This window comes from Pseudoalteromonas sp. GB56, from assembly GCF_054923835.1.
Genome location: NZ_JBPCHK010000003.1, coordinates 571056 through 596031 on the forward strand (window position 1 = coordinate 571056; position 24976 = coordinate 596031).

13 protein-coding genes and 3 pseudogenes are annotated in these 24976 nt (G+C 45.3%); 12 read left to right on the forward strand and 4 right to left on the reverse strand.

What is annotated here, in order from left to right; translation table 11 throughout:
• Positions 1–12: 12 nt before the first annotated feature.
• Positions 13–462, reverse strand: a complete 450-nt coding sequence (locus ACH19P_RS18035; RefSeq protein ID WP_462159999.1) for a hypothetical protein — start codon at positions 460–462, stop codon at positions 13–15.
• Between the two features lie 329 nt (positions 463–791).
• Between ACH19P_RS18035 and ACH19P_RS18040 the strand changes: the two genes are divergently transcribed.
• The 12 genes and pseudogenes from ACH19P_RS18040 (at position 792) to ACH19P_RS18095 (ending at position 18122) form a co-directional block, all read left to right on the forward strand.
• Positions 792–2069 carry a sugar MFS transporter gene (locus ACH19P_RS18040; protein WP_462160000.1) on the forward strand — a complete coding sequence of 426 codons (1278 nt, stop codon included), beginning with the start codon at positions 792–794 and terminating at the stop codon, positions 2067–2069.
• Positions 2070–2486: 417 nt separating this feature from the next.
• Positions 2487–3160: pseudogene (locus ACH19P_RS18045) on the forward strand (DUF3450 domain-containing protein).
• Positions 3161–3172: 12 nt separating this feature from the next.
• The gene (locus ACH19P_RS18050; RefSeq protein WP_462160001.1) at positions 3173–4540 is read left to right on the forward strand and encodes a MotA/TolQ/ExbB proton channel family protein; all 1368 of its coding nucleotides are present in this window, start codon (positions 3173–3175) and stop codon (positions 4538–4540) included.
• Positions 4541–4543: 3 nt separating this feature from the next.
• A pseudogene (locus tag ACH19P_RS18055) lies at positions 4544–5069 on the forward strand (MotA/TolQ/ExbB proton channel family protein).
• Positions 5070–5201: 132 nt separating this feature from the next.
• Positions 5202–5527 (forward strand): annotated as a pseudogene (locus ACH19P_RS18060) (ExbD/TolR family protein).
• 10 nt (positions 5528–5537) lie between these two features.
• Positions 5538–6143, forward strand: a complete 606-nt coding sequence (locus tag ACH19P_RS18065; protein ID WP_347389877.1) for an energy transducer TonB — start codon at positions 5538–5540, stop codon at positions 6141–6143.
• 56 nt (positions 6144–6199) lie between these two features.
• Positions 6200–7504 carry a tetratricopeptide repeat protein gene (locus ACH19P_RS18070; protein ID WP_462160003.1) on the forward strand — a complete coding sequence of 435 codons (1305 nt, stop codon included), beginning with the start codon at positions 6200–6202 and terminating at the stop codon, positions 7502–7504.
• A gap of 234 nt (positions 7505–7738) precedes the next feature.
• Positions 7739–9340 (forward strand): hypothetical protein, encoded by a 1602-nt coding sequence (locus ACH19P_RS18075; protein WP_347390100.1) that lies wholly within the window; start codon positions 7739–7741, stop codon positions 9338–9340.
• Between the two features lie 103 nt (positions 9341–9443).
• Positions 9444–12146: a TonB-dependent receptor domain-containing protein gene (locus ACH19P_RS18080; protein WP_462160004.1), complete on the forward strand. Its 2703-nt coding sequence runs from the start codon at positions 9444–9446 to the stop codon at positions 12144–12146.
• A 213-nt stretch (positions 12147–12359) separates the two neighbouring features.
• Positions 12360–13469, forward strand: coding sequence for an aspartate-semialdehyde dehydrogenase (gene asd / locus ACH19P_RS18085; protein WP_462160005.1), 1110 nt, complete (start codon positions 12360–12362; stop codon positions 13467–13469).
• Between the two features lie 538 nt (positions 13470–14007).
• A complete protein-coding gene (locus ACH19P_RS18090) occupies positions 14008–14766 on the forward strand; it encodes a substrate-binding periplasmic protein (protein ID WP_462160006.1) in 759 nt (252 codons plus the stop codon).
• Between the two features lie 182 nt (positions 14767–14948).
• The gene (locus tag ACH19P_RS18095) at positions 14949–18122 is read left to right on the forward strand and encodes an HD domain-containing phosphohydrolase (RefSeq protein WP_462160007.1); all 3174 of its coding nucleotides are present in this window, start codon (positions 14949–14951) and stop codon (positions 18120–18122) included.
• A gap of 10 nt (positions 18123–18132) precedes the next feature.
• On the opposite strand, the gene ACH19P_RS18100 is transcribed toward ACH19P_RS18095, so the two are convergent.
• The 3 genes from ACH19P_RS18100 to ACH19P_RS18110 all read right to left on the reverse strand — a co-directional run bounded on the left by ACH19P_RS18100 (position 18133) and on the right by ACH19P_RS18110 (position 24968).
• The gene (locus ACH19P_RS18100) at positions 18133–19083 is read right to left on the reverse strand and encodes a proprotein convertase P-domain-containing protein (RefSeq protein ID WP_462160008.1); all 951 of its coding nucleotides are present in this window, start codon (positions 19081–19083) and stop codon (positions 18133–18135) included.
• A gap of 110 nt (positions 19084–19193) precedes the next feature.
• Positions 19194–22673 (reverse strand): S8 family serine peptidase, encoded by a 3480-nt coding sequence (locus tag ACH19P_RS18105; protein WP_462160009.1) that lies wholly within the window; start codon positions 22671–22673, stop codon positions 19194–19196.
• A gap of 456 nt (positions 22674–23129) precedes the next feature.
• Positions 23130–24968, reverse strand: coding sequence for a S8 family serine peptidase (locus tag ACH19P_RS18110; protein WP_462160010.1), 1839 nt, complete (start codon positions 24966–24968; stop codon positions 23130–23132).
• Between the last annotated feature and the right edge of the window lie 8 nt (positions 24969–24976).

A 24976-nucleotide genomic window follows, 5' to 3' on the forward strand; every position in this document is an offset into this window, starting at 1 on the left:
GATACTGAGGCTTTATTTCATTATGACTTCTCTCATTCTGTATTGGCCGGTGAGCGACCTCACTTTTGGATATTCTTTGGAGATTTTTCGTGCATTTTCGCGGTTCGCTTCACCCCATTTTTCCATGAAGGCTAGGTATTTTTCTTTATTTGGTTCCAAGTCTGATGCTTTTTCAAAAACAACGACTAACACCATGTTGAACTCGCCGCTTTGTGGCAAGTCACTGGCGTATATTTTCCAGTCTTTTATGTAACCAAGCTCCTTTTGCATTTTTACCGCTTTGACCCATGAGTCTCTGAGTCCTTCTAGATAGACATCGCCCATATTGGGGTCAATTTTAACCGTGGTAATCTCGAGGATGGTCGTGCCCAAATCATAGTCTTTATAAACTTCTAATTGAGCAGATACGTTGGTGGACAACAAAATCAACAACGCGCTAAGTAACAATGCGAACTTGTTCATCGCGTGTCTCCTATTGTGAGTGCAGCAACATTGCTGCAAGCGCGATAATTATAGGTGATTGAGTCTGCTTCATGATATCTGTCCACATCGACAGGGCGGAACTGAAAGAATTAAATCTGACTAAAGCAAAGTGATCACGCGTTGTTATTACAACTTAATAGGTACATTTATCTCGATTTGCTCAGTCAACGCTGAGCATTGCATGAACTACGTTATTTTTGTTTACGGACCAATCCAGTCGATTGAGTTGGAACGTTCCTATTTATTCGTTGTGATTTTGTTAATTTGATGTGTAGAATCAAAATCAACAAGTATAAGGAGAACAACACGTGAGTGAGATAAATACCAATCAGGCTTACGTTGCTGCGGCAGATAATCAAAGAAACTATACCTTGCCGCTTGCAGCTATGACGACCCTATTCTTTTTATGGGGTTTCATCACTGTAATGAACGATCTTTTGATTCCACGATTAAAAGCCGTTTTTGATTTAACCTACACAGAAGCGATGTTGGTCCAATTTTGCTTCTTTGGCGCCTACTTTATTATGTCTTTACCTGCGGGTTACTTAGTAAAACGTTTTGGCTATAAAAAAGGTGTGGTAAGCGGTTTAATCATCGCATCAACAGGCTGTTTATTGTTTTATCCAGCCGTCGCAGTTCATGAATATTGGCTGTTCCTAGGCGCTTTGTTCGTACTCGCTTCGGGTGTAACGATTTTACAAGTATCTGCGAATCCGTATGTGGCAGCATTAGGCCCTGCCAAAACAGCACCGAGTCGTCTGAACCTAGCTCAAGCGCTTAATTCGTTTGGCACAACCGTGGGTCCTATCGTCGGTAAGTTTCTTTTATTTGGCGGTACTGCAGCTATCGCCGCAGAGGCTGCGACTGCAACTGCTGACAGTGTAAAAATCCCTTACCTTATACTTGCTGCAGCGCTATTGACTATTGCTGTGGTATTCGCTGTTCTAAAATTGCCAGAAATTAAAGAACACTCAGAAGAACACGATTGCAAAGCAAAAGGCCATTCATTGACCGAAGCGCCTCATCTAGTGTTTGGTGTTCTTGCTATTTTTTGTTACGTGGGCGGGGAAGTGGCTATCGGTAGCTTCTTCGTTAATTTCCTAGGTGAAGCTGATATTGCCGGGTTGGCTGAGCACGATGCTGCGTATTACCTCTCTTATTATTGGGGTGGGGCTATGGTGGGTCGCTTTATTGGCTCCGCGGCGCTTCGTAAAATTGCTGCGCACAAAGCATTGTTATTTAATGCCTGTATGACCATCGCGTTGCTAATTGTGACTATTAATACTAGCGGTAAAGTGGCGATGTATTCCGTTATTGCGATTGGCTTGTTTAACTCTATTATGTTCCCAACAATTTTCACACTGGCGATTGAATCTCTGAGCTCTCTGACGAGCCGTGGTTCTGGTTGGTTGTGTCTTGCGATTGTTGGTGGCGCGTTAGTGCCTTTATTACAAGGTTACGCGGCCGACAACTTTGGCATACAGCCGAGTTTCTACATTCCTATGGTGTGCTACCTATTTATTGCTTGGTACGCAATGAGCTTACCTAAGCTACTGGGTAAGTGGCAGTCGAAACTTGCTGATTAATAAATAACATCACCCTGGATGTTTGAAGCCAGCTAATCAACTAGCTGGCTTTTTTGTTTACCTCACTGAATACGTATTCATACACAATTGTTGCTACGATTAAATGGAACGTTCCATCAAGCCTTAACTCGAACCTGTTGCTACCTATTATCTATTTAATAGTTTTATAGTTTGGTCGGTCTTGAAGACCGTTTTGTAAGTCAAAATTGTTACAGCTGTAACTAAACTGTATTAATAGCGCAACACGCCTGTCACTTTTCATCTCTAAACTCTCGAGCATCTTAAATCACGTCGGTATTCCGACTAGGCATCAAGCTAACGAAAAAGGTGTATGCGATGAAAGGCGTTAAACCACTCATTCTGGCTTCAATTGTTGCAGCGTGTAGCACACAGTTAATGGCAAATGAACTAGACACAGTGAAAGATAAGAGCGGTGAAATTAATAAACTGGCCACTGCGTCTCAAACAAAAATCGATAATATTGCGGACAACATGCAAACACGTTTGCAAAAGTTCAAAGCATTAAACAAAGAGATCGATGGCCTAAGCGTTTACAACGCGCAGTTGAACAAACAAATCAGCAATCAAGTTGAAGAAATGGCTAACTTGAATGCGTCAATGGACCAAGTGTCTGTGATCGAACGTCAAATCACTCCTTTGATGCTGCGTATGATTGAAGGTCTAGAGCAATTTGTATCTTTAGATGTTCCTTTCTTAGAGCAAGAGCGTTCACAACGCGTTGCCCACCTTCGCAAATTGATGGACCGCGCAGATGTGGCATCAAGCGAAAAATTCCGCCGTGTACTTGAAGCGTACCAAGTCGAAGTTGATTACGGTCGTACAATCGAAGCGTACACCAGCTTGCTAAACGTTGATGGCGTTGAGCGTGAAGTTGACTTCTTACGCATTGGTCGCCTTGAGCTTATCTACCTTACTCGTGATGGCAAACAAGCGGGCGCCTGGATAAAGACACCAAGCAATTTGTGAAATTGGATGATTCAACCATCAACCAAATCAACAAAGGCCTACGCATTGCGCGTAAGCAGCTAGCCCCAGATATGTTAACCCTGCCAGTTCAAGCTGCGGAATAAGAGGTCCTAACCATGAAACTAGTTAAGAAATTTACTCAGGGTGCCGCATTTGTAGCATTGGCGGCTATGTCTAGCGCAACGCTTGCAAATGATGCAATGAACTTAGATGCGCTGTTGAAAACACTTGAGCAAGGCAAAATTGCCCAGTCACAAGAAAACCAACAACGTGAAAAAGAGTTCCAAGCCCGCCAAAGTGAGCAAATGCAGATGCTTCGCAGTGCAGAGCAATCTCGCAATGCAAAACTTCAAGAATCAGAGCGTCTAGAAACGAGCTTTGAAGAAAACGAAGTGAAGCTTGCGCAACTGAGCGACACGTTGCAAAACCGCATGGGTACACTTAAAGAATTGTTTGGTGTACTGCAGCAAGTTGCTGGTGACAGCTCAAACAAGTTTGCAACGTCAGTGGTCTCAGCACAGCTTCAAGGCCGCGACCTGTTTATGGATGACCTCGCTCAGAAAATGGGTTCTACTTCTAAGCTTGCTTCAATCGAAGACATCGAAAAAGTATGGTTCGAACTGCAACGTGAAATGACGGAGCAAGGCAAAGTATCGCGTTTTAACACTGAAGTGATTGTTGAAGGTGGTGCTAAACAAAATAAAGAAGTGTTACGCGTAGGTGCATTTAACCTAATCGCTGATGGCAAATACCTAGAATACAACAACGTGACAAATACCTTGTCTGAACTGACTCGCCAGCCGGTAGCGCGTTTTACATCAAGCGCCGCTGAGCTTCAACAATCAAAAGATGGTTTCGTCCAGTTCGCATTGGACCCAACAGGAGGTTCAATTCTTGGTTTGCTTGTTCAAGCCCCGGATACAGAAGAGCGTGTACACCAAGGTGGTACTGTGGGTTACGTTATTCTCGCGGTAGGCGCATTGGCACTGATCATTGCCCTTGAACGCTTTATCTCGTTAATGCTCATTGGTGGCAAAATCCGTCGTCAGCTCAAAGACAGTGTTGCTCGTGATGACAACCCACTGGGCCGCGTTATGAAGGTGAAAGACCAGTACCCAGACGTTGCATACGACACGCTAGAGCTCAAGCTATCTGAAGCAATCTTACGCGAGATGCCGAAGATCACCCGTAATCTAACGCTTATCAAAATCATCTCTGTTGTCGCGCCACTGTTGGGTCTACTGGGTACAGTAACCGGTATGATCAACACCTTCCAAGCAATTACTTTGTTCGGTACAGGTGACCCGAAACTGATGGCCGGTGGTATTTCACAAGCCTTGGTGACCACAGTACTGGGTCTGGTTGTGGCAATCCCAACCGTATTCCTCTACACGCTACTGAACACGCGTTCTAAGAACTTACTGCTTATCTTACAAGAGCAGAGCGCGGGTTTAATTGCTGAGCGTAGCGAGAAAGGAGCGTAAATCATGGTGCTATTGATTGATTGGATCAATGCAATTCGTGATTTTCTCGACACAGGTGGCCAGGTTCTCCTGGTCATCGGCATCCTCATCTTCGCGATGTGGTTGCTGATACTTGAGCGCTTTATGTATTTCTTCGGTGGTTACGTGAAATACAAAAAGTCAGTACGTGCGACCTGGTATGACCGCAATGAGCGTAACAGTTGGAACGCAGAGCAAATTCGCCAAGCGATGATCTCGCGCAGGCATGAAGCTTAATGCCAACCTAGCACTGATTAATGTGATGGTTGCCTTATGCCCACTGTTAGGTCTACTCGGTACGGTAACCGGCATGATTGAAGTATTCGATGTGATGGCGGTGACAGGCACAGGCAGCGCGCGCTCGATGGCGTCAGGGGTGTCCAAAGCGACCATCCCCACGATGGCAGGCATGGTTGGCGCATTATCAGGTGTATTTGCGTCTACCTTCTTGCAGCGCCGCGCGAAACGAGAAGTCGAATTGTTAGAAGATAAGATGGTCTTGGACCACTAGTTGCGATGATTATCTGCCTGCGTCTTGGCGCAGGCAAGGAGAGACAAAATGAGAGCCCCATTAGGTAAGATTTTTCAAGAAGACGAAGCAGAAGAAATTAACATGACGCCAATGCTGGACGTTGTGTTCATCATGCTTATCTTCTTCATCGTTACCGCATCTTTTGTGAAAGAAGCGGGTATTGATGTAAACCGCCCAGAAGCGGCAACGGCCGTGAAGAAGAGCGTGCCAGCATCTTAGTCGCTATTTCAGACGAAGGTGAAATTTGGATCAACAAACGCCAAGTAGATGTGCGTGCGGTCCAGGCAAACATCGAACGCTTGAAAGCGGAGAATCCGCAAGGCAGTGTCGTTATCCAAGCTGACAAAAAAGCCACGACTGACACCCTTATCAAAGTGATGGATGCGGCGCGAGCCGCGGGCGTGTTTGATGTGTCAATCGCTGCGCAAGAAGCTTAAGGAGCGATAAATGCGTTATTTAATCGCTTTAGTTATCGCCGGTATCGTCACCTTTATGCTGTTTTTGGGCATGCAAGCGCTCATTACTGGCGGTGAAGGCGCGATGACTGAGCCTGCTAAAGGTAATGTGCTCGACTTCGTGCGTTTGAAACAAGAAGAGACGGTGGAGAAAAAAGAGCGCAAACCGCAAAAGCCACCGACACCAAAAGAGCCTCCACCGCCTTTAGAGTCGCCGCAAACACAGAGCAATGATGCATCTGCTAACGCGAATAACTTTGACTTTAGCGCTGACATCAGTGCGGACGTGGACTTAGGTAAAGGCCTAGCGCTTGAAACCAGTGACGGTGAGTATTTGCCTATCGTGAAAGTCTCGCCGGTATATCCGCGTAGAGCCTTGTCCCGTGGTATCGAAGGTTATGTCATCGTTGAATTTACGGTGACTAAGCAAGGTACAGTGCGCGACCCTCAGGTGGTAAAAGCTGAACCACAAGAGATCTTTGATAGAGCAGCAATGGATGCCGCACTGAAGTTCAAATATAAGCCGCGCATTGTTAACGGTGAAGCGGTTGAAGTGGGCGGGGTACAAAACCGAATCACTTTCCAAATCAACGGATAAATTAAGGTGCCCTTAGTACTGGCTAGGGGCCCATGTTGCGATTTATGAGGTTTACAATGAACAAGTTAAATTCATTACTACTGTTTGCTGGTTTGTCATCAGCAACGCTCGTTCTGCCTAGCATGGCAAGCATGATCCCAGGTGTCGAACTGGCATCGGTACATGCCGAACAAACAACAAAACGCGTACCGGCGCTGCGCGACAAAGTCTATAGCCAACTGGCTCGTGCACAAAAATTGGCCGATGACGGTGACGTAAAAGCAGGCCTAGATGCGCTGGACTCGGTGAAAGAACGTGCGTCAAGCATGAACGAGTATGAACGTGCCATGATGTATAACTTCTACGGTTTTATCTACTACAACGAAAACCGTTTACCAGAAGCGATAAACGCCTTTGAACAAGTGGTTGCCGAAGACGCTATTCCCGAGTCACTGCATCTGAGCACGCTATTTTCCTTGGCGCAATTGTCTATGGCCAACGAAGATTATCAAGGTGTGGTCAATTACCTCGCGAAATGGGACAAGATAAATACTAAGCCACAGCCAGATAGCTATTACGTATTAAAATCACAAGCGTTTTATCAAATGAATAAATACGATGAAGCGTTAGCGGCGATTAACACGGCAGTCGCATTGGCAGAAAAAGACGGTAAAACACCAAAAGAAAACTGGCTCGTATTGCAACGTGCGCTTTACTACTCAAAACAGCAACCAAAGAAGGTGGTTGAAGTACTAGAGAAAATGATTGCCCTGTATAACAAGCCTGAATATTGGGTGCAATTAAGCGGCATGTACGGTGAAGTAGGCCAAGAAAAGATTCAGCTCGCAACGATTGAAGCGGCTTATCAGCAAGGGTTTATCAAAACGAAGAGCGACCTTCGCAATTTGGCGCAAGTGTATATGTTCAACGGCCTACCGTTCAAAGCAGCCAAGGTTATGAAACAAGCGCAAGAACAAGGTATTGTTGAAGATAACGTGAAAAACAATGCATTCATTGCTGAGGCTTACGTGCAAGCTAAAGAAGAGAAAAAGTCGGTTGCTTACTTTGAAAAAGCTGCGACTCAAGAGCAATCGGGTATTTATGATCAGCGCCTGGCAGAAGTGTTCATTAACTTAGAGCTGTTTAATGAAGCGGCTGATGCGGCACGTGAAGCATTGGACAAAGGTGGCCTTGATTTTGAATCCAACGCCTATGTTGCATTGGGTATGGCCCAGTTCAATTTGCAAAATTACGACGCATCCATTTTGGCATTTGAACAAGCTGAAAAGCATAAGCGTTCTGAGCGATTGGCGCAGCAATGGATCAAATACGTTAAAAATGAAAAGTTACATGCTGAAACATTAAAACAAGCGTTACTTTAACTTTATAAATCAAATTAATTATTGTTGTAATAAACCGACATTAATTTGACATATAATCGCAACACCAAAGCCGCCTTAGGGTGGCTTTTTTCTTTTTAACAATAACTTAAAAAATTCTTTATTGTCACGTTTTCTTTAAATAAGTGTCACCCCGCTGTCATAAACCTTCCGTATTGTATTCACCAGCTAAACAACTGCACTAATTATATAAATTAAAGAACTACGGAGTTTATGATGAAACTTTCTGACTTATTCAAGGTTAGTCTTGTAGCCTCAGCAATGGCACTAACAGCTTGTGGTGGCGATATTGAAATCAACCCAACTGTTAATGATAACAGCACGAACACGGACAACAGCGTTAACAATTCAAACAACACATCCGGTGGTTCTGACGAAGAAGAAATCGTGTGTGCAAGCTACGAAACTGATGCTGGTACAGTTGAAGGTGTAGCAAGCGGTAATGACTGTGTATATAACGATTCATTCGCAAGCAAAACAATCTCAATCACTAGTAACATTACTTTTGAAGAGTTACCAGAAGGTGGTGTGCACCTGTTCGCTGATGCACTTCAAATTGGTGAAGATGGCGACACAACATCAGGTTTTACTATTCCTGCAAACGGCCCAACAATGACAGTTAAGCCGGGTGCAACACTGGCTTTCGAATCGGGTGAGGCAATCATTCGTATCGCACGTGGCGCTAAAATCCAAGCAATCGGTACTGAAGATAAACCAATCACATTCACTTCTGCAAATGCATTTGACCGTTTCGACAGTGCTGGTAATGGCGCTCGTTACGCTGACTGGGGTGGTATCATCATCAATGGTCAAGGTATCACGGACCAATGTACAGACGCAGAGCGTGATGGCGGTACGTGTAACGTAGCTTCAGAAGGTATCACTAGCTACTTCGGTGGTAACGACAACACTGATTCAAGCGGTAGCATCAAATGGGCTAAGATTTGGTACGCAGGTTCAGGCCCTCGTGTAGGTGGTGAAGGTGATGACCTTAACTCACTAACACTTAACGCTGTTGGTTCTGGTTCAGCATTCGATTACATCCACATTCACCAAGGCTTCGATGATGGTATCGAAATCTTCGGCGGTGCAACAACACTTAAACATGTTGTCGTCACTGACACGCAAGATGACTCGTTTGACTTCGATGCAGGTTGGCAAGGTGCGGCGCAATACCTATTCGTACAACACGGTACTGTGACACTAAACGACGGCTCAGTTGTATACATGGGTAACAATGGTTTTGAATCAGACGGTGTGAAAGGTTCTTCAACTGCGCAAGTTTCACCTTCGAACCCAACTATTGCGAACGTTACTATTGTAACAACTGACGGTAACTCAGTACGTGATGATGACCCTTCACAAGCATATAAGTTTGATGATCAGTTCAACGCAAGCATCTACAACGCACTTATCGTGAAGAAAAACGCAGTTAACACAGCGTGTATCGAGCACTCAAGCGATGGTGAGAAGCAGGTTGATAATATCATGTTCACAAGCTCAGTGATGGCATGTTCTGCAAACTTCGTAGGTTCAGATACATTCGCTGGTGGCCCACTAGCTGGTCAAACTAAAGCATCATGGTTTGAAAACGGTGGCGCAAGCGAAATCCTAACAGATGACGTAGCAGTACTTGCTGACAACGGTTTTGCAACAAACACAGCGTCAACAGACGTAACAGTAACAGCGAACGACTTAAGCTCTCTTGATTCATTCTTTGACTCAGTAGACTACATCGGCGCGGTATCAGACCAAGATACAGATTCAAGCTGGTACAAATGGGTTGAAGCGGCTCTAGCAGCAGCGCAAGCAGACTAATTAGTCTCAAAACACACCCATTGAACACTTGAAAAAGGCGCCTTGGGGCTTGAACAACAAGCATCAGGCGCCTGTTTTGTATAAACTGATTAGGATGTAAACCATGTCTAAACAACATAAGCTAAATCGACTAGCTTGGGCTGTTGGCTTTGGATTGTTTGCCCAATCTAATGCCCTAATGGCGGCAGAGGAAGACGTACAAACTGCAGAAAACCAAGAAATAGAAGAAGTGGTTGCAGTTGGTACACGCTTGCAAGGCAGTGCGGCGGCAGTCATAGAAGAACGTAAAAACCAAGCGTTCGTTGCCGATATCCTGGGTGCAGAGCAACTTTCTCGTACTGGCGACAGTGATGCAGCATCGGCACTACGTCGTGTAACCGGTCTGACACTTGTTGATGGTAAATTTATTTACGTTCGTGGTCTTGGTGAGCGTTATTCAAGCGCCCGTCTCAATGGCGCCTACATTCCAAGCCCAGACCTGACTCGTAACGTTATCCCTCTGGATATCTTCCCAGCAAGTATCATTGAGAGTATGGCTGTACAAAAGGCGTATTCACCCAATATGCCCGCAGCGTTTGGTGGCGGTAACATTGATATACGTACTAAATCTGTACCGGATGAGTTTGTCGCTGGTATCGAAGTCGGTGTTGGCTACAACACTGCTGCGGATGAAGGTTACACGTATTCGCGCAATGAAGATGGCACGCCACAAGCACTACAAGATGCGATTGTTCGCTATCATGGCGACTTTACCATTGGCAATATTGTTGACCGCGACAATCTCGTAGATGGCGATACGACACGTGCGCAACAAGCGACAGCCATTAACAATGCCTTGTTACAGTCTCTTCCTCGAAACTACGTGCTAAAAGACGAATCTTTAGACCCAGAATACGACATCAAAGCGCATTGGGGTGACAACTTCGAAGAGTCTATCTTTGGTGGTAATATTGGCTTTATGCTCAGTGGTTCATACTCAACAGAGTGGGATTTTGAAGAGCGTTTTAGCTCTGTAATCGCACAAGATGTGGATGACAGCTGTAGCCGTACATTAAATAATGAAGAGGAAATTACCACTTCTTGTTTTAACACGGTAAAAGACTCACGCGTTACGATTGAGAATGAACGTTACAACGGCACATTGAGCCTGGGTTATCGTCTGGGTACGCACAGTATTTCAGCACAGCAGCTTTATATCATCGACAATGAAGATGAGTCTGAAATTGCTATCTCACAAAGCCCAGCAGGGAGCTCTACGTTTACTATCGCAGGTGATGGTATTGCCAACCGCAACCATGAGTTTAATTACGAAGAGCGTCAGCTCAACGTCACTCAATTTATCGGTCAGCACACTTTTCTTGATTATTGGGGATTGGGTGCCGATTGGCAATATACGGAATCAAAAGCGACGACGGACATCCCAACCAATGTTGATTTTGAATTCCGCGATAGCTACGACACGTCTGGTAAGTATGTAGGTTCAGCGATTACGGGTGATGATAACCGTGCGATCATGTCATACACCGACATGGAAGAACGCGTAAAATCATACAGCGGTAATGTGACCTTACCACTTACATTTGAGTCGGCGGAAGTCGAATTAAAAGGTGGTTATGATTTCTCTGACCGTGCACGTATCTTTAATACTTCAAGTTTTGCTATTAACAACAGTGCTGGTGCGTCAATTGACATAAATGATGGAAGCCAAAGCCCGTTGAGCAATGGTAGTTACTTAAATGACACATTCATTGGTGAAAATGTCATTTTAGTTGATTTCAACGAGCCAACAGCACCGGATGCGGATGATTACATCGCGGCACAAAAAATTGATGCAGGCTATGCTCAATTTGATGTGCTGTACGATCAATGGCTGCGTATCAGTGGTGGTATTCGTTATGAGCAATTTCGTCAAACTTCAATCGGTACATCCAGCTTAATCTTTGACGCAGACGATTTGAATACGTACTACGATCCTGAAAAAATCGAAGCAGGCTCAATCAATGAAGACGATTGGTATCCGGCTCTATCACTGACATATTTAGGTGGCGAGACGTATCAAGTACGTGCGGGTTACGGTGAAACTGTGGTTCGTCCTGATTTTCGTGAAATTGTACCAGTGACTTACTTCGATCCATTAACAGATATTCGTACTTTTGGTCGTACAGGTCTGAAGAGTAGCCCAATCAAGAATTTTGACTTGCGCTACGAACATTATGGTGAAGCGGGTAATTCATTCAGTGTTGCTGCGTTCTATAAAGACATCGAAGCGCCTATTGAAACGATTTTGCGAATCGGTGATGAAGATTACTCAGCCACCTTCGTTAATGGTGAAACAGCGGAAGTTTATGGTATCGAAGCGGAATGGTTGCAAGACCTGACGTTTGTAACAGATGGCTTATTTACCAGCGGTAATATCACCTTAAGTGACTCTGAAGCGACCATTGATCCAGCTTTGGCAGGTACCTTGACTAACCCTACAAAACGTATGACGGGTCATTCAGAGTACGTTGTGAACTTGCAGCTTAGCTACGACTCACTAGATGGTATGCACAGTGCATCTATGGTGTATAACGTGTTCGGTGAGCGAATCTTAGCAGCCGGTGTGGCCGGTCGTGACGATGCGTACGAGCAGCCGTTCCACTCGCTTGATTTAGTGTATACCTTCTACCCTGATTTCAATTCAAAAGTGAAATTCAAGGTGCAGAATATCTTGAATGAAGATCAAGAAGTGACTCAGTCTGACATCGTTGTTCGTTCGAAAGACGAAGGTGTTGGCCTAAGCTTGAGTTACTCTTACGAGTTCTAAGCCCTTACGCACTGAAAACCCAGCTTCGGCTGGGTTTTTTTATGACCACAATTTAAGGCCTCGTGCTAATAGCCACCGACTATGAAATAAATTAATGTTGCAGCTAAGCCCCTAGAGTAATCGATTAAGCGATGTTATTGTCAGCGATTCCCTTGCAGCATCGCTGCGGGTACTCACGCAATATGTTTAATGACTTTTCATAAGGAAACCAGAATGAAAAAAGTAGGCCTAATAGGCTGGCGCGGTATGGTCGGCTCCGTACTGCTTGAGCGAATGCAACAAGAAAACGATTTTGCTCATATTGACGTGACCTTTTTTACCACCTCACAAGCTGGCCAATTAGGGCCAGATATCGCAGGCGAAGCAAAACCATTACTCAATGCGTTCGATATTGAGTCACTTGCGCAAATGGACATAGTAATAACCTGCCAAGGTGGTGATTACACCAATGAAGTATATCAACCGCTTCGTGACAGCGGATGGCAAGGCTATTGGATTGACGCCGCATCTGCGCTGCGCATGAAAGACGACAGTATTATCGTTTTAGACCCTGTTAACAAAGATGTGATCGAGCAAGGGCTAGAGCAGGGCGTAAAAACCTTTGTCGGCGGTAACTGTACGGTCTCACTCATGTTACTTGCGCTAGGCGGCTTGTTCGAACAAGACTTGATTGAATGGGTCAGCCCCATGACCTACCAAGCGGCATCCGGTGCAGGTGCGCGCAATATGAAAGAGCTACTCGTGCAAATGGGTGAGCTTAACCACGAAGTGGCGGATGAAGTCACTGACCCGAGCAGTGCTATCCTTGATATCGATAAGAAAGTCGCCACCAAGATGAAAGACGGCAGCCTGAGCTGCGACCAATTCGGTGTGCCGTTAGCGGGAAGCTTAATTCCTTGGATTGATGTGCCTATGCCATCAGGCCAAAGTAAAGAAGAATGGAAGGCTCAAGTTGAAGCCAACAAGATTATGGGTTCGAGCAAACAGCCTATCCCAATTGACGGTTTATGTGTTCGAGTGGGCATGATGCGTTGTCACGCTCAGGCATTGACGATTAAGCTCCGCGAGGACATCAGCGTCGAGAAAATTGAGCAAATCCTTGCATCTCACAATGAGTGGGTCGACGTGATAGTGAATGAACGCGGTGCTTCAAGTCAAGAGCTGACGCCAGTGAATGTCGCTGGCACATTGCGGATCCCGATTGGCCGTATTCGTAAACTTAGCATGGGCCCTAAATACATCAGTGCGTTCACGGTAGGTGACCAACTGTTGTGGGGGGCAGCAGAGCCACTTCGCCGTATGCTGCGCATTATCGTTGACTAGGGTCTGTTGACCTTTGAAGTTTGAATTTTATTCAAATCAAAGGCTTTCAATGCAAGGAATGGGTTATGTTGCATAGTGAGCTATGTTAATAGCCGACGACAACGCAGTGTAAGCCTTTGGTTGAACCCCTTGGGCAGCGCCATTGGGGTATTTTTTCGGCGTTATGCCAGACTTACATAGAATGGCTATGCGACGCAGGCTCTGCCTTGCCAAAATCCCCCAATGACAGTTGCAAAAACACACAGCAAGGGTCATCAGACCCTAGGCACCAAATCAATTTTGCTTAATTGAAAGATCCCTGTTTACAGGGATTTTCTTATTTTGAACCTCTCCTTGAATCTGCCTCAATGGTCTTTGCCAGCGTAGAGTAAAGCTGACATCTACGCGTTGGCTATTTGTGTCAAAATGTAGACATTTAGTATGAACATGCCTAGCATGTAGCTCTGTATTACGCTGAATTTATTGACTATATTTTATTCGCCTTGGCGATACGTTAACCAAATCATATTCGAAATGACTCATTTTTTAGGATACAAACGTGTTTAGAGCCATCGTTTTTTTCATCTTTTTATGCACTTTTTCTAGTCAAGCGCGTGACATCAAAGGCGGTTACCCTGACCATTTCCCACCTTTTAGTATTGCTGGAGAGCAAGTAACTGGGATCATTCCCGATTTATTAAAAGCAACTAACCAATACAGTGAACATGCATATTACGCTGGGCCCTATGCTCGTAAGGCGTTACAAATGTTATCTGAAGGACAATTGGACTTTCTATTTGACTCACAGAGTTGGACGCAAAACGCTGATAACTATTATTGGAGCACCCCAATTACCACTGTTAATGATGTACTTATTCTTCCCATAGACTCGAACATGTCATTCACTGGTATTGATGATTTCATTCAACACTCGACAGACCGAGTAAAGCCATTTCGCATCGGCACTCGATATGAATACGTTTATCCAACACTGGATCAGGCATTCGCCAATGGCGAGCTGGTTAAGCGAAACTTTTACTCGGATTTTGGCATGTTAAGAGCGTTGCTTAAATCAGAACAAACGGGTATTGATGCCATTGTAATGTCTGAGCTCGTTTATGATTTTTTAATTCTTAACAATCCCCACTTACAAGCAGAGTTTAAAAAAGCGGACTTTATTATTGATCAAGCGCCTTATCAGTTTGTTTTCCCAAAGACAGGCGATGGTAAGTTAAACATGCTGATTACCAACCAAGCACTCGCGCGATTGCATGCTACCGGTAAGATAGAGGAAATTATCAAGCGCTACGCAAATTAGCACCAAAGCTCGCACAATATATTAATGATTAAATTGCAATATTCTATTATACGTACCTATTATAGGGTCATTATATTTTTGAAATTTATCTTAAATATTTGCAATACAACGCGTTAATTTATAACACTTTTTGAAATTTGTATTAAGCTAATTGTAGATAATTATAACGATACGGTTAGCGGATGCCCCTGATAATAAAACCTAAAAAATTGCGCTTTACGATTAGGCTAACTTTAATAGCTTCATTTGTACTTGCATGTGCCTTTACTGCTTTGGTAGGCATCACCTTACAATTCTTATTCAGTAATCATCTTGCTAAAAGCACTGCAGAAGATAAATTCCAATCTATTGCGGAGCAAAGCACCCGCCAAGCCGTGATGCAGGAACGCAGTGCCATCAGTCTAACTAAGGCACTTAAATACAACTTAATTCTTCGCAATGTTGATGCCCATGGCATTGATCGCAATACCTTATTGGCCTTAAGTACTCTACTAGAGGGCAACGACAAGGTATTTTCCTTGTTTATTGGCCTTAACAATGGTGATTACATTGAACTGTCAAATTTGGAATCTGCACAGGGGCTTCGTTTGGCGTGGGGGGCGGCTCCCAGCGATAGATGGATTCTATTACGTGTTACAAGTGATGATGGACAGCGAACGCAGTTTACGTCGTATCTAAACAGCGATTTATCGACGCGCCTGACAAAAGAGCAAAACACGAGTTTTAACGCGACAACTCGACCTTGGTATAAAAGCGCCAACACTAAAAATGTCACCAAGGTCCCCCCTTACATGTTTAGCTTCATTAATAAACCTGGAACCAGTTACACCATCAAAAACGATCAGGGCGATGTGTTTGGTGCCGGCGTCGTGATGTCTTCACTGTCAGAATACATGTCTATAAGTGGTTATGTTGGAGATACGCGGGCATATATGTTCGATGAAAATGGCGTGGTGCGTGCTCAAAACATCAGTAATGTTAGGCAGGTACAAAACGCGCAACCTCGATTGGCGCTTACACCTGAGCAACAAAAGGTCATCGATGACGTTGGCGAAATCACCGTTGGGGTAATGGATGATTACCCACCGTTTGAGTATAACGTCTCGGGTGAACCGCGCGGATATGGTCTCGACCGAATGCGTATAGCAGCCAGAATGTTGGGTTTGAAACTTAACTTAGTGAACGGTTATACCTTTTCAGAGCTGATGGAGCAGTTGGAGAATAAGCAAATTGACGCGTTATTAGGCTTAATGAAAACCGAGAAGCGCAAAGAGTTCGGGCGCTTTGCTGGGCCACATTACTTGCCTAAAGTCGTCTTTGCTACTCGTGACCCTTCGCTTGCCAAAGTAACATCTCTGCAAGCGTTGACTAACAAACGTATCGCCGCTCAAAAAGGGTATGCAATCACTGGATTTTTACAGCAAAATCTGCCGAATGCCACATTCGTCGAATACAACGATACTTTAAGTGCGATGCGCGGGGTTCAAAAAGGAGAAGTAGATGTCGCGTTCGACCTTCAGGCTGTAGTGCAATACATCGAAACCTATTTTTATATCGAAAACTTGTTTGTTAGTCCTGAGATAGAAGAGTTCAAAGGCGAAAATGATTTTGGTTTGCATCACATCGTCCATAAAGATTTAGAAGATTTGATAAAACTGATTGATATCGCGCAGTCGCAAATCACGCCCGAGACTCAAGCACAATTAGAAAAACGTTGGCTAACGTTTTCCAATGATCAACGTGAAGCGACGGCGTTATCACAATTGCCGTCGCCGAAAATACTTGAGTTAGCTAAGCACGACATCAACTTAAACGCGTTAACGAGCATTAATATCAATGGTGAGTCATACCTTGTCTACGTGCGTGAAATTACGGGCTTGGTAAAAACACAGGGTCGCGAATACATGGCATTTCTTGTCAGTGAACACGCGGCGTTCTCAGAGCTGAATCACTATGTACGTAATGCAGTCATTGTGACGCTGGCAGTGCTTGGTTTGGTCCTCATTGTCATTACCCAGATTGCCCGCAATATGGCCAATCCTATTCAACGACTTATCCAAGAGAACCATAAAATTAGTCATCGAAATTATGATGAAGTGCACTACGTGTCGTCGCATATTGAAGAAATACACCAGCTGTCAAAATCTTTGGTGAACATGTCTGAGTCGATTTGTGAGTTTGAAATTGGCCAAAAAGAATTGCTCGACTCATTCATTCAGATCATTGCTCAAGCTATCGATGAAAAGTCACCATATACCGGTGGACACTGCGCGCGCGTGCCAGAACTTGCGCTTATGTTGGCACAAGAAGCGAATAATTCCGATGACCCGAATTTTGTCGACTTTAGATTCAAAACCAAAGAACAGTGGCGTGAATTCGAAGTAGCAGCTTGGTTACACGATTGCGGTAAAATCACAACACCCGAGCATATAGTTGATAAGGGCTCGAAGCTAGAGTGCATTTATAACCGAATCCACGAAGTAAGGATGCGCTTTGAAGTGTTATTACGTGATACTGAAATTGCGTATCTAAAAGCACTTATTGAGCAACCCGACAACATGGAAGCGCTCGCGAGGGAATGTGCGGACCAGCGTCAAGGGATTATTGACGACTTTGAATTTATTGCCAAATGTAATGTCGGTGGTGAATTTATGGAGGATGCCGATATTGAGCGTGTGGCCACTATCGCGCAGCGCAAATGGTATCGCAACCTCGATGATAGGCTTGGTTTATCGCCAGAAGAAGCACGGCACATGCAAAACTTCCCTGAATTTCAACCTGGAGAGGAGCCTATCCTTAACGACAAGGCCGAGCATATCTATAAACGCCTAAATGATGTTGAAGCCCGCGATAAAGGCTACGGTTTCAATATGAAAGTACCAGAGAATAAGCAAAACCTGGGCGAGTTATATAACTTGGGTATTAAGCGCGGCACACTCACACCTGAAGACAGATACATTATTAATGAGCATATCACCAGTACCATTCGCATGTTGGAAACCTTACCACTGCCAGAGGATCTTTCTCGTGTGCCTGAATATGCTGGTGGTCACCACGAGAAGCTCGATGGCGGCGGCTACCCGCGCGGCCTCACTGGGGAGCAAATGTCGATTCCGGCGCGTATTATGGCGATTGCAGATATCTTTGAGGCATTGACGGCAAACGATCGTCCCTACAAACAGGCAAAAACCTTGTCACAGTCTTTGAAAATAATGAAGTTTATGGCCAAGGACCAACATATAGATAAGGATCTGTTTAAGTTGTTCTTAACGTCTGGGGTGTACCGTGATTATGCCATGCAGTATCTGCGCGAAGATCAAATTGATGATATAGATATCAACGACTATCTTGCATGATAGCGTGGCCTTATCCCTTGTGGGCGGGTGCAAAGCCAACAATGTTAAGTTGCCAGTGAGTTAGCGCGCCAATATTCCCCGGTGCTTTATCCGTCACTCTGAGTGTCCACGTACCGTGGGCACTTTCACCGTTAAAAGTATTGATTTTGTAATGTTGATTAATGTCACTGCTGGAACCGCCATCACGATTATGCAGAACATGTTGATTACCACTTGGCGAGGTAAGCGTCACTTCCAGATCGCTTCGCCAACTATGACGCACTGCCAATTCCACTTCTAATGAGTAAGTTGTTAACTGATTTTGCACGCGGATAGTGCTGGTGGTCGCTATGGCGCTATTGTCTTTGATATGTATGATTTCATCATTGGCGAATGTAACACTTTGAGCCCCACTCGGGATCACAGTGAGCATTACAGCTGACTGCTGTATATGATGTGCGCTTCCTGCGGTGACGGTAAAGGTGTAGTTACCGTTTTGGGTCTGCTGCTGTGTTGGCACAGTCAACGAAAATTGTCCCCCATCGACAAGTTGCGGTGTTGATAAGCGTGTACCGGGCAAAGAGGACGCAACACTCAGTTGCCATTGTTGTGCAGATACGCTTGCGCTGTTTTTGTCTGTTTGACTACCGAGATTTTGTGTATCCAGCGAAAACTCAAATGTCGCACTGTCGCCAGCATTAACCGTTTGCGCTGTTGTTGGACAATGAAGTGTCACTTTTTCAACTGCACGTTGAGTACTTTGCTGTTTTGTTTTATTGCTCGAGGCTGTTGAGTAATCAATTGCGGGGGAATGGGAGTGATGAAATGGGTTAAGCATATCAAACACATTTAGATGACTATTGTTGGATTGCTGGTAGCTCAATTTAGTCGTTTCTTGAAACATTGGGAGACGAATTTCTTCATTACTGGTGTTGCTAACGAAGAGCATGCCCACGGAGAGTAAAGTTAAAGAGAGTGGCACGGTAATAACCTCGTAAATATGTCCGTGTTTACGGGCTGATTAATGGCAGAATTAATCACCGCAAACGAAATAAGAAGGCTCACAAGGAGCCTTCTGGGGATTGCGGTAACTTACTTGTTTTTACCTTTTACTTTAGGAGTGGGTGCAACAGTGAGTTCATAAGAACAGTTGCTCGTGCCTGATTCACACACGCGGTATGTAAAGCTAGTAGCACTTGAATTGAAGCGGTCAGTGTAGCTTTGTTTTCTGACACCCGAATCTAATAATGACCCATCACGATATACATCAAATGTTGTTTTCGTTTGTGATGTCCAAGATAGACTTGCAACGACTCGGTCGCCGTCAGCAGTGGCTGATGCCGAAAGTGTAATTGCAGGTTCAGCCACACTTACGTCTTTACCTATTGAGTGCTCGGCTCCATCATCATCGATAACAGTCAGCGTTACGGTATACGTACCAGCAGCGCTGTAGCTGTGAGCTGGGTTGGCAAGAGTGGATGTCACACCATCGCCGAAGTCCCAAGACCAGCTTGTGATTGCACCGTCGCTATCGCCAGACAAATCAGTAAACTGAACATTTGTGAAATCCGCAGTGAAAGCAAAGTCTGCAACAGGTGCTACATTAGCGGGTGCTTCTTCGACAGTGAATGACACTTGTTTTTGGTCAAATGCTTCATCAGAGTCCCACGCTACAGCAGTCACAACATGATCTCCGGCATTTAGTGAGCTTGTGCTAAATAAGCCACCTGTGCCAATTTTACCGTTGAGGTTTGAATACCAATCGATACGTGCACTGATATCACCTTCTTCGGCATCGATAGCGCTACCTTCAAAGGTAATACTGTCGCCAGACATGAAGGTTGTACCGCCAGTTGGTGCCGTGATCGTTAGCGCTGGCTTGGTGTTCTCTGCTGGTGGTGGTAATACCGCATCACCGTTTGACACTGCGATGCTCCAGTTATTTAGAACACCGTTCATTGTATAACTTGAAGTGTCTTCAGCGTATAGGCGCCATTTACCCTTACTTGACTCACCTGCAAATTCAACCGGCGTAAAGGTGTGAATAAGGTCTTTATTCCAGAAGTCACGCCACGTTACGAGTTTCACGAGAGTACCAGCAGGAGATTGTAACCACACGTTCAGGTATTGAACTGAATCGTATGAGATGTTTACAGACACTTCCAAGGCATCAACTGCAACACCGGTAGGCAGGTCGATTTCAGTGTAAACACGGCCACCCCACTCAGGAAGAGGAATCGCTGTGTTGTTCGAACCACTCACTGTCGTGTTGGCACTTGCAACAGAGAACTCGATGCTCTGGTTAGTTGTTTGACCCGCAGAGTCGGTAACAGTAGCACTAACAACGTGGTCACCTGCAGATAGGTCAGACTTAGTGAAGCTTGCACCGTTACCGATAACACCATCAACGTTTGACGTCCATACAACCGATGAAGTTAGGTCGCCATCTTCAGTGTCATTCGCATTGGCAGAAAAACTTACCGTTTCGCCAACAAGGAAGGCACTGTTGTTTTCAGGAGTTGCGATAGACACGTTAGGAGCGAAATCAGTAGCACCGAGAGGCGCGCCGCTTAGCTTCAACGTCCAGTTGTTTAGAATACCAGCGTTGTTGTTATCGTGGTCTTCAACACGTAGGGTCCAGTTACCTAGCGCATTATCGAGCTCGTGGTCGTAGTTTACAAAGTCCATCTCAAGACGGTTTGTGCCTTGGCCTTCACGGCTGCGAAGTACTGATTCTTTACCGTTTGGTGCAATTAGTTTGATAACCAGGTCTTGGATAGCGTCGTGAGTGATGTCAACGTGACCTGCAACCTCTGTGATGATCATCTCATGAGGTACATTGATGACACTTTCAGCAGGTGCTTCTGGTGCATCATCAGCAATCAATACTGCTTCGTTATTGCTGAAACTGGTCGTTGTGCTGCCTTCTGGCCATACACGGAGCGTTAAAGGTAATGTCTTTGTGATGTCACCGTCTACTGCTGTAACCGTCATTTGGTAAGTACCCGGAGCCGTCGCAGTTGTGGTGTTGATAGTCATCGTTGTTGCAGTGTCAGCAGCAACTGGGTTTTGGCTGAACAGAACTTCTGCGTCTAGTGCTGGCACAGTCGATAGGCTTAGAGCCGCATCGCCTGTAAAACCACCCGCAGCGGTAAGGTCGATAACGAAGTTTTGGCTTTCGCTTTGGTTAACCGTTGCAGACGACGGAGTGGCATTCATAAAGAATGAAGGACCTGTACCGCCTGAATCAGCCAAGGCATTAAACACGTTCATGCGCTTGCCGTTGATAGTTTTGCCTTGCAATGCGGCAACGTCATCACCTGTGCTCATTAGGATGTTTTTAAGCTGCGCAGTGGTCAGGTTAGGGTTACCAGACAATAGTAGCGCTGCAGCACCGGCTACGTGAGGTGTGGCCATGGAAGTACCGCTTAGCGTGTCATATTGACCACCAGGAACGGTAGATACAATGAATGAACCCGGAGCGGCGATGTGTACCAGTTCGTCACCGAAGTTTGAGAATCCAGATATGTTGTCTTGACTGTCGGTAGACGCAACGGCCATTACGTTTGGCACATCATAACCTGCAGGGTAGAAACCACCAGCATCGATATCAGAAGCATCGTTACCTGCGGCAGCTACGAATAGCATGTCTGCGTTGTTTGCCGCTGTGATTGCGTCTTTAAGTGTTTGTGTGAAACCACCGCCACCCCAGCTGTTGTTTAGAACGCGAACGTTGTTACCGGCATTCTTAAGACCGATCATATAGTCGATACACTGCACACCGTCGGCTAGCGTACCGCCAGCAGAGCCAAGGAAGCTACAACCAACCATGCTGGTACGCCAGTTCACACCAGCAACACCTAGGTTGTTGTCACCTTGCGCACCGATAGTACCGGCTACGTGAGTACCGTGAAGACCTGTGTCTTGAGGGTTACCATTGTCGAGGATGGCTGAGATACCGTGGATGTCATCGATATAACCGTTACCGTCGTCATCGATACCGTTACCAGGGATCTCATTAGGGTTACGCCAGATGTTATTTACAAGGTCAGGATGTTGGAAATCGAAACCTGTATCGATAACACCAACAATTACAGATGAATCACCTATGGTGTAATCCCACGCCGCTTCGGCAGAAATCTTTTGCATACCGTAAAGGTTGGCGTAGTTAGGGTCGTTAGGCGTCGCTTGATGCTTCACTATGAAATTCGGTTCTGCGTACTCCACAAGAGGGTGGTTCTTTAGACTCGCCAACACGTTTTCGACATGGCGGCCTTTTCCGAGCTTTAAAACAGCAAGTCGTCCATTAGCGATATGACGCAGACGGTCATCTACACCATCATCATTTTTATCTTTGAACGATACACCGAGGTTTTGCGTTAACGCTTTACGTTCTTTTTTAGTTACTTTTTGTTTGAATTTAACGATAACACTTTGTTGGTCATAAGCCGGTGCTGCTTTTTCTGGTGCCTGACTTACCGCTAACGCGATAGGGCTGATAGTCGCAAGTAGCGTGGTGCCTACAAGTGTTGATACTAGTTTGGAAGATGATTTACTGGGCGTTTTCATCATCAAGTCTCCTGTTGTTTTATCAATGTAAAGTTATGGTTGATTTGTACGACCCACTTCATTCTCCCTGTAAGGCGCACGACGCATTTGTATGCGAATGTATATAGTTATATACCTCAAAATGTATACGATCAATACAAATGCAGCAAAAAATTCACATTTATTTATAAAATATGTATTAAACATTTATAAGTTAATGTTTTTAAACTTAAAATTGTTTTTATAAAATTCTCGTTCGAAAGGCGGTTACGGCACTGTCTATGCCCTAATTGGGACAGTGAGGCAGTGAGTCATGATGGCAAAAGACATCAAAAAGGAATGTGTATACACAAATACACAAATACACAAATACACAAATACACGAACATATGGGTAAGGAAGTAGGGAGAGCTCAGAGATTTCACACATAAAAAAGCAGCGGCCCAATGGGGAAGGGCACACTGCTTTGGTTAGGTCCAACTAGAAAGAGATAGATACCTTTGTTGAGCACACACTTGTGTCTACACTGTCGCATGCCTGATACTCGAATGTGCCAGAGGCTTTGCGACTAAATATATCGTTGTAGACAAGATTTGGTGCCACCCTGGCGACAAACGAACCGTTACGATAGAGATTTACTTCTCGCGATGCTGTTGCAACTAATTCAACAACATTTTTGCCTTTACTCATTGCATGATTTGCACTTAGCTCTGGTGTTGTGGGGTCCTCTATAGGTGGCTCTACCGGCGGATTTGTGCTACCTAGACAGCCATGCGTGCTGAGGTATTGACTGGCGTCATGCGCCTGCACAATACCGTAGCCAAAGTACACATCGTGACCTTGCACACCTGAGTCCAATGCAGTTGCTTTGAGTGCAGCGCGAATTTCTTCGCCAGTACATTCTGGGAAATTAGACCAAACTAACGCAGCGATACCAGCCACAGCAGGTGTGGCCATTGATGTACCGCTCATATAGCCGTAATCTGAGGCACCAATAGATATAGAGGCACTGATAGAACCTACAACCTCAGCGCGCTGTGCAAGTGCCGCTCCAGCAGCTGGAATAGATGTCACATTTGCATCACCGAGCGTGCCATAAAGCATGCCTTCAACATTGTTGACGATAATCGCGCCCACGCCGCCAGAGTTTTCGCAATTGAGCACTTTGTCGTGGAAGCTGATATTGCCACGGTCGATTACACAGATTTTACCTGCTGCGTTTGAATCTTGAGTTTCTGCGGTACCCATGAAATAGGTATTCGCAGTGATATTGCCTGTATTTTCCATACCAGAAGTCGGGATTGCTGTACCGTCTACCGAGAGGGTGCTAAGGCTTGCCATACCCGCCGGATAGGTCGACAGCGTTTGGACGCCACCTGCCGTTGCTTCGACACAAATGGTTTCATCGAAAGTGGCGCGCTTGCCACGGCCACTCGTACAACTTGGGAATTGAGAAAATTCAGCAATGTTGTTGTCGGCATCATTGGCACCGATCATCATCACTGATGGGTAACCTGCAGGGTATGAGCGTGCTGAGTTTCCATCATTGCCCGCTGCGGCCACGATTAAGCCACCCTCAGCTACGAAATTTGCGAATGCGTTAGACTCAGTATTGTTAGCGCCGCCACCGCCAAGACTCATGTTAATAATATTGGCGCCACCTTGAGCACATTGCTGTGTAGCATAGGCCAAATCAGAAGAATACGCCCAGCCGCTAGCGGTGAACACCTTAACGATGTGCATTGGCACGCCTGGTGCCATGCCCACAACGCCATAGCCGTTATTAGCAGCGCCAATAGTACCTGCAACGTGGGTGCCGTGTGGTCCACCATTGACGTCCCATGCTCCGGTGCCCGGGTCATCACTTCCGGTGATGGCATTCCAATTAAAGTCGCTGTTTGAACGGTCAAGACCTGAATCGATAACACACACTTTTATGTCGCTATTGGCGTTGAACATCAACTGGTTAGCTTGTGATTGATACACGGCGTAAGGTGTAAGTTGTTGGTTGGTTGGGTTGCCTGCATCGTCATTAAACACCGCCATCGCTGAGCGTCGTTGGTCTAACTCAATGAATTTAATATGTGGGTTGTTTAATAAGCCTTTTATCTCGCTTAAGTCTTTATCTTCAAACGTGGCAGCGATAAAGCCGTCGCCATCGACGTTAATATCTGCGCCAAATTGCGCAGCCAGCGCTTTAACAATGCCTTTATTTTCGTTATCTACTTGGATCACGTAACGCGAGTCTTGGGCGTAGAGGTTGGTTGCCACACCCAAGGACAAAACGGCGATAGCGCTGGCTATGTTGGTTACTTTCATAACAATAC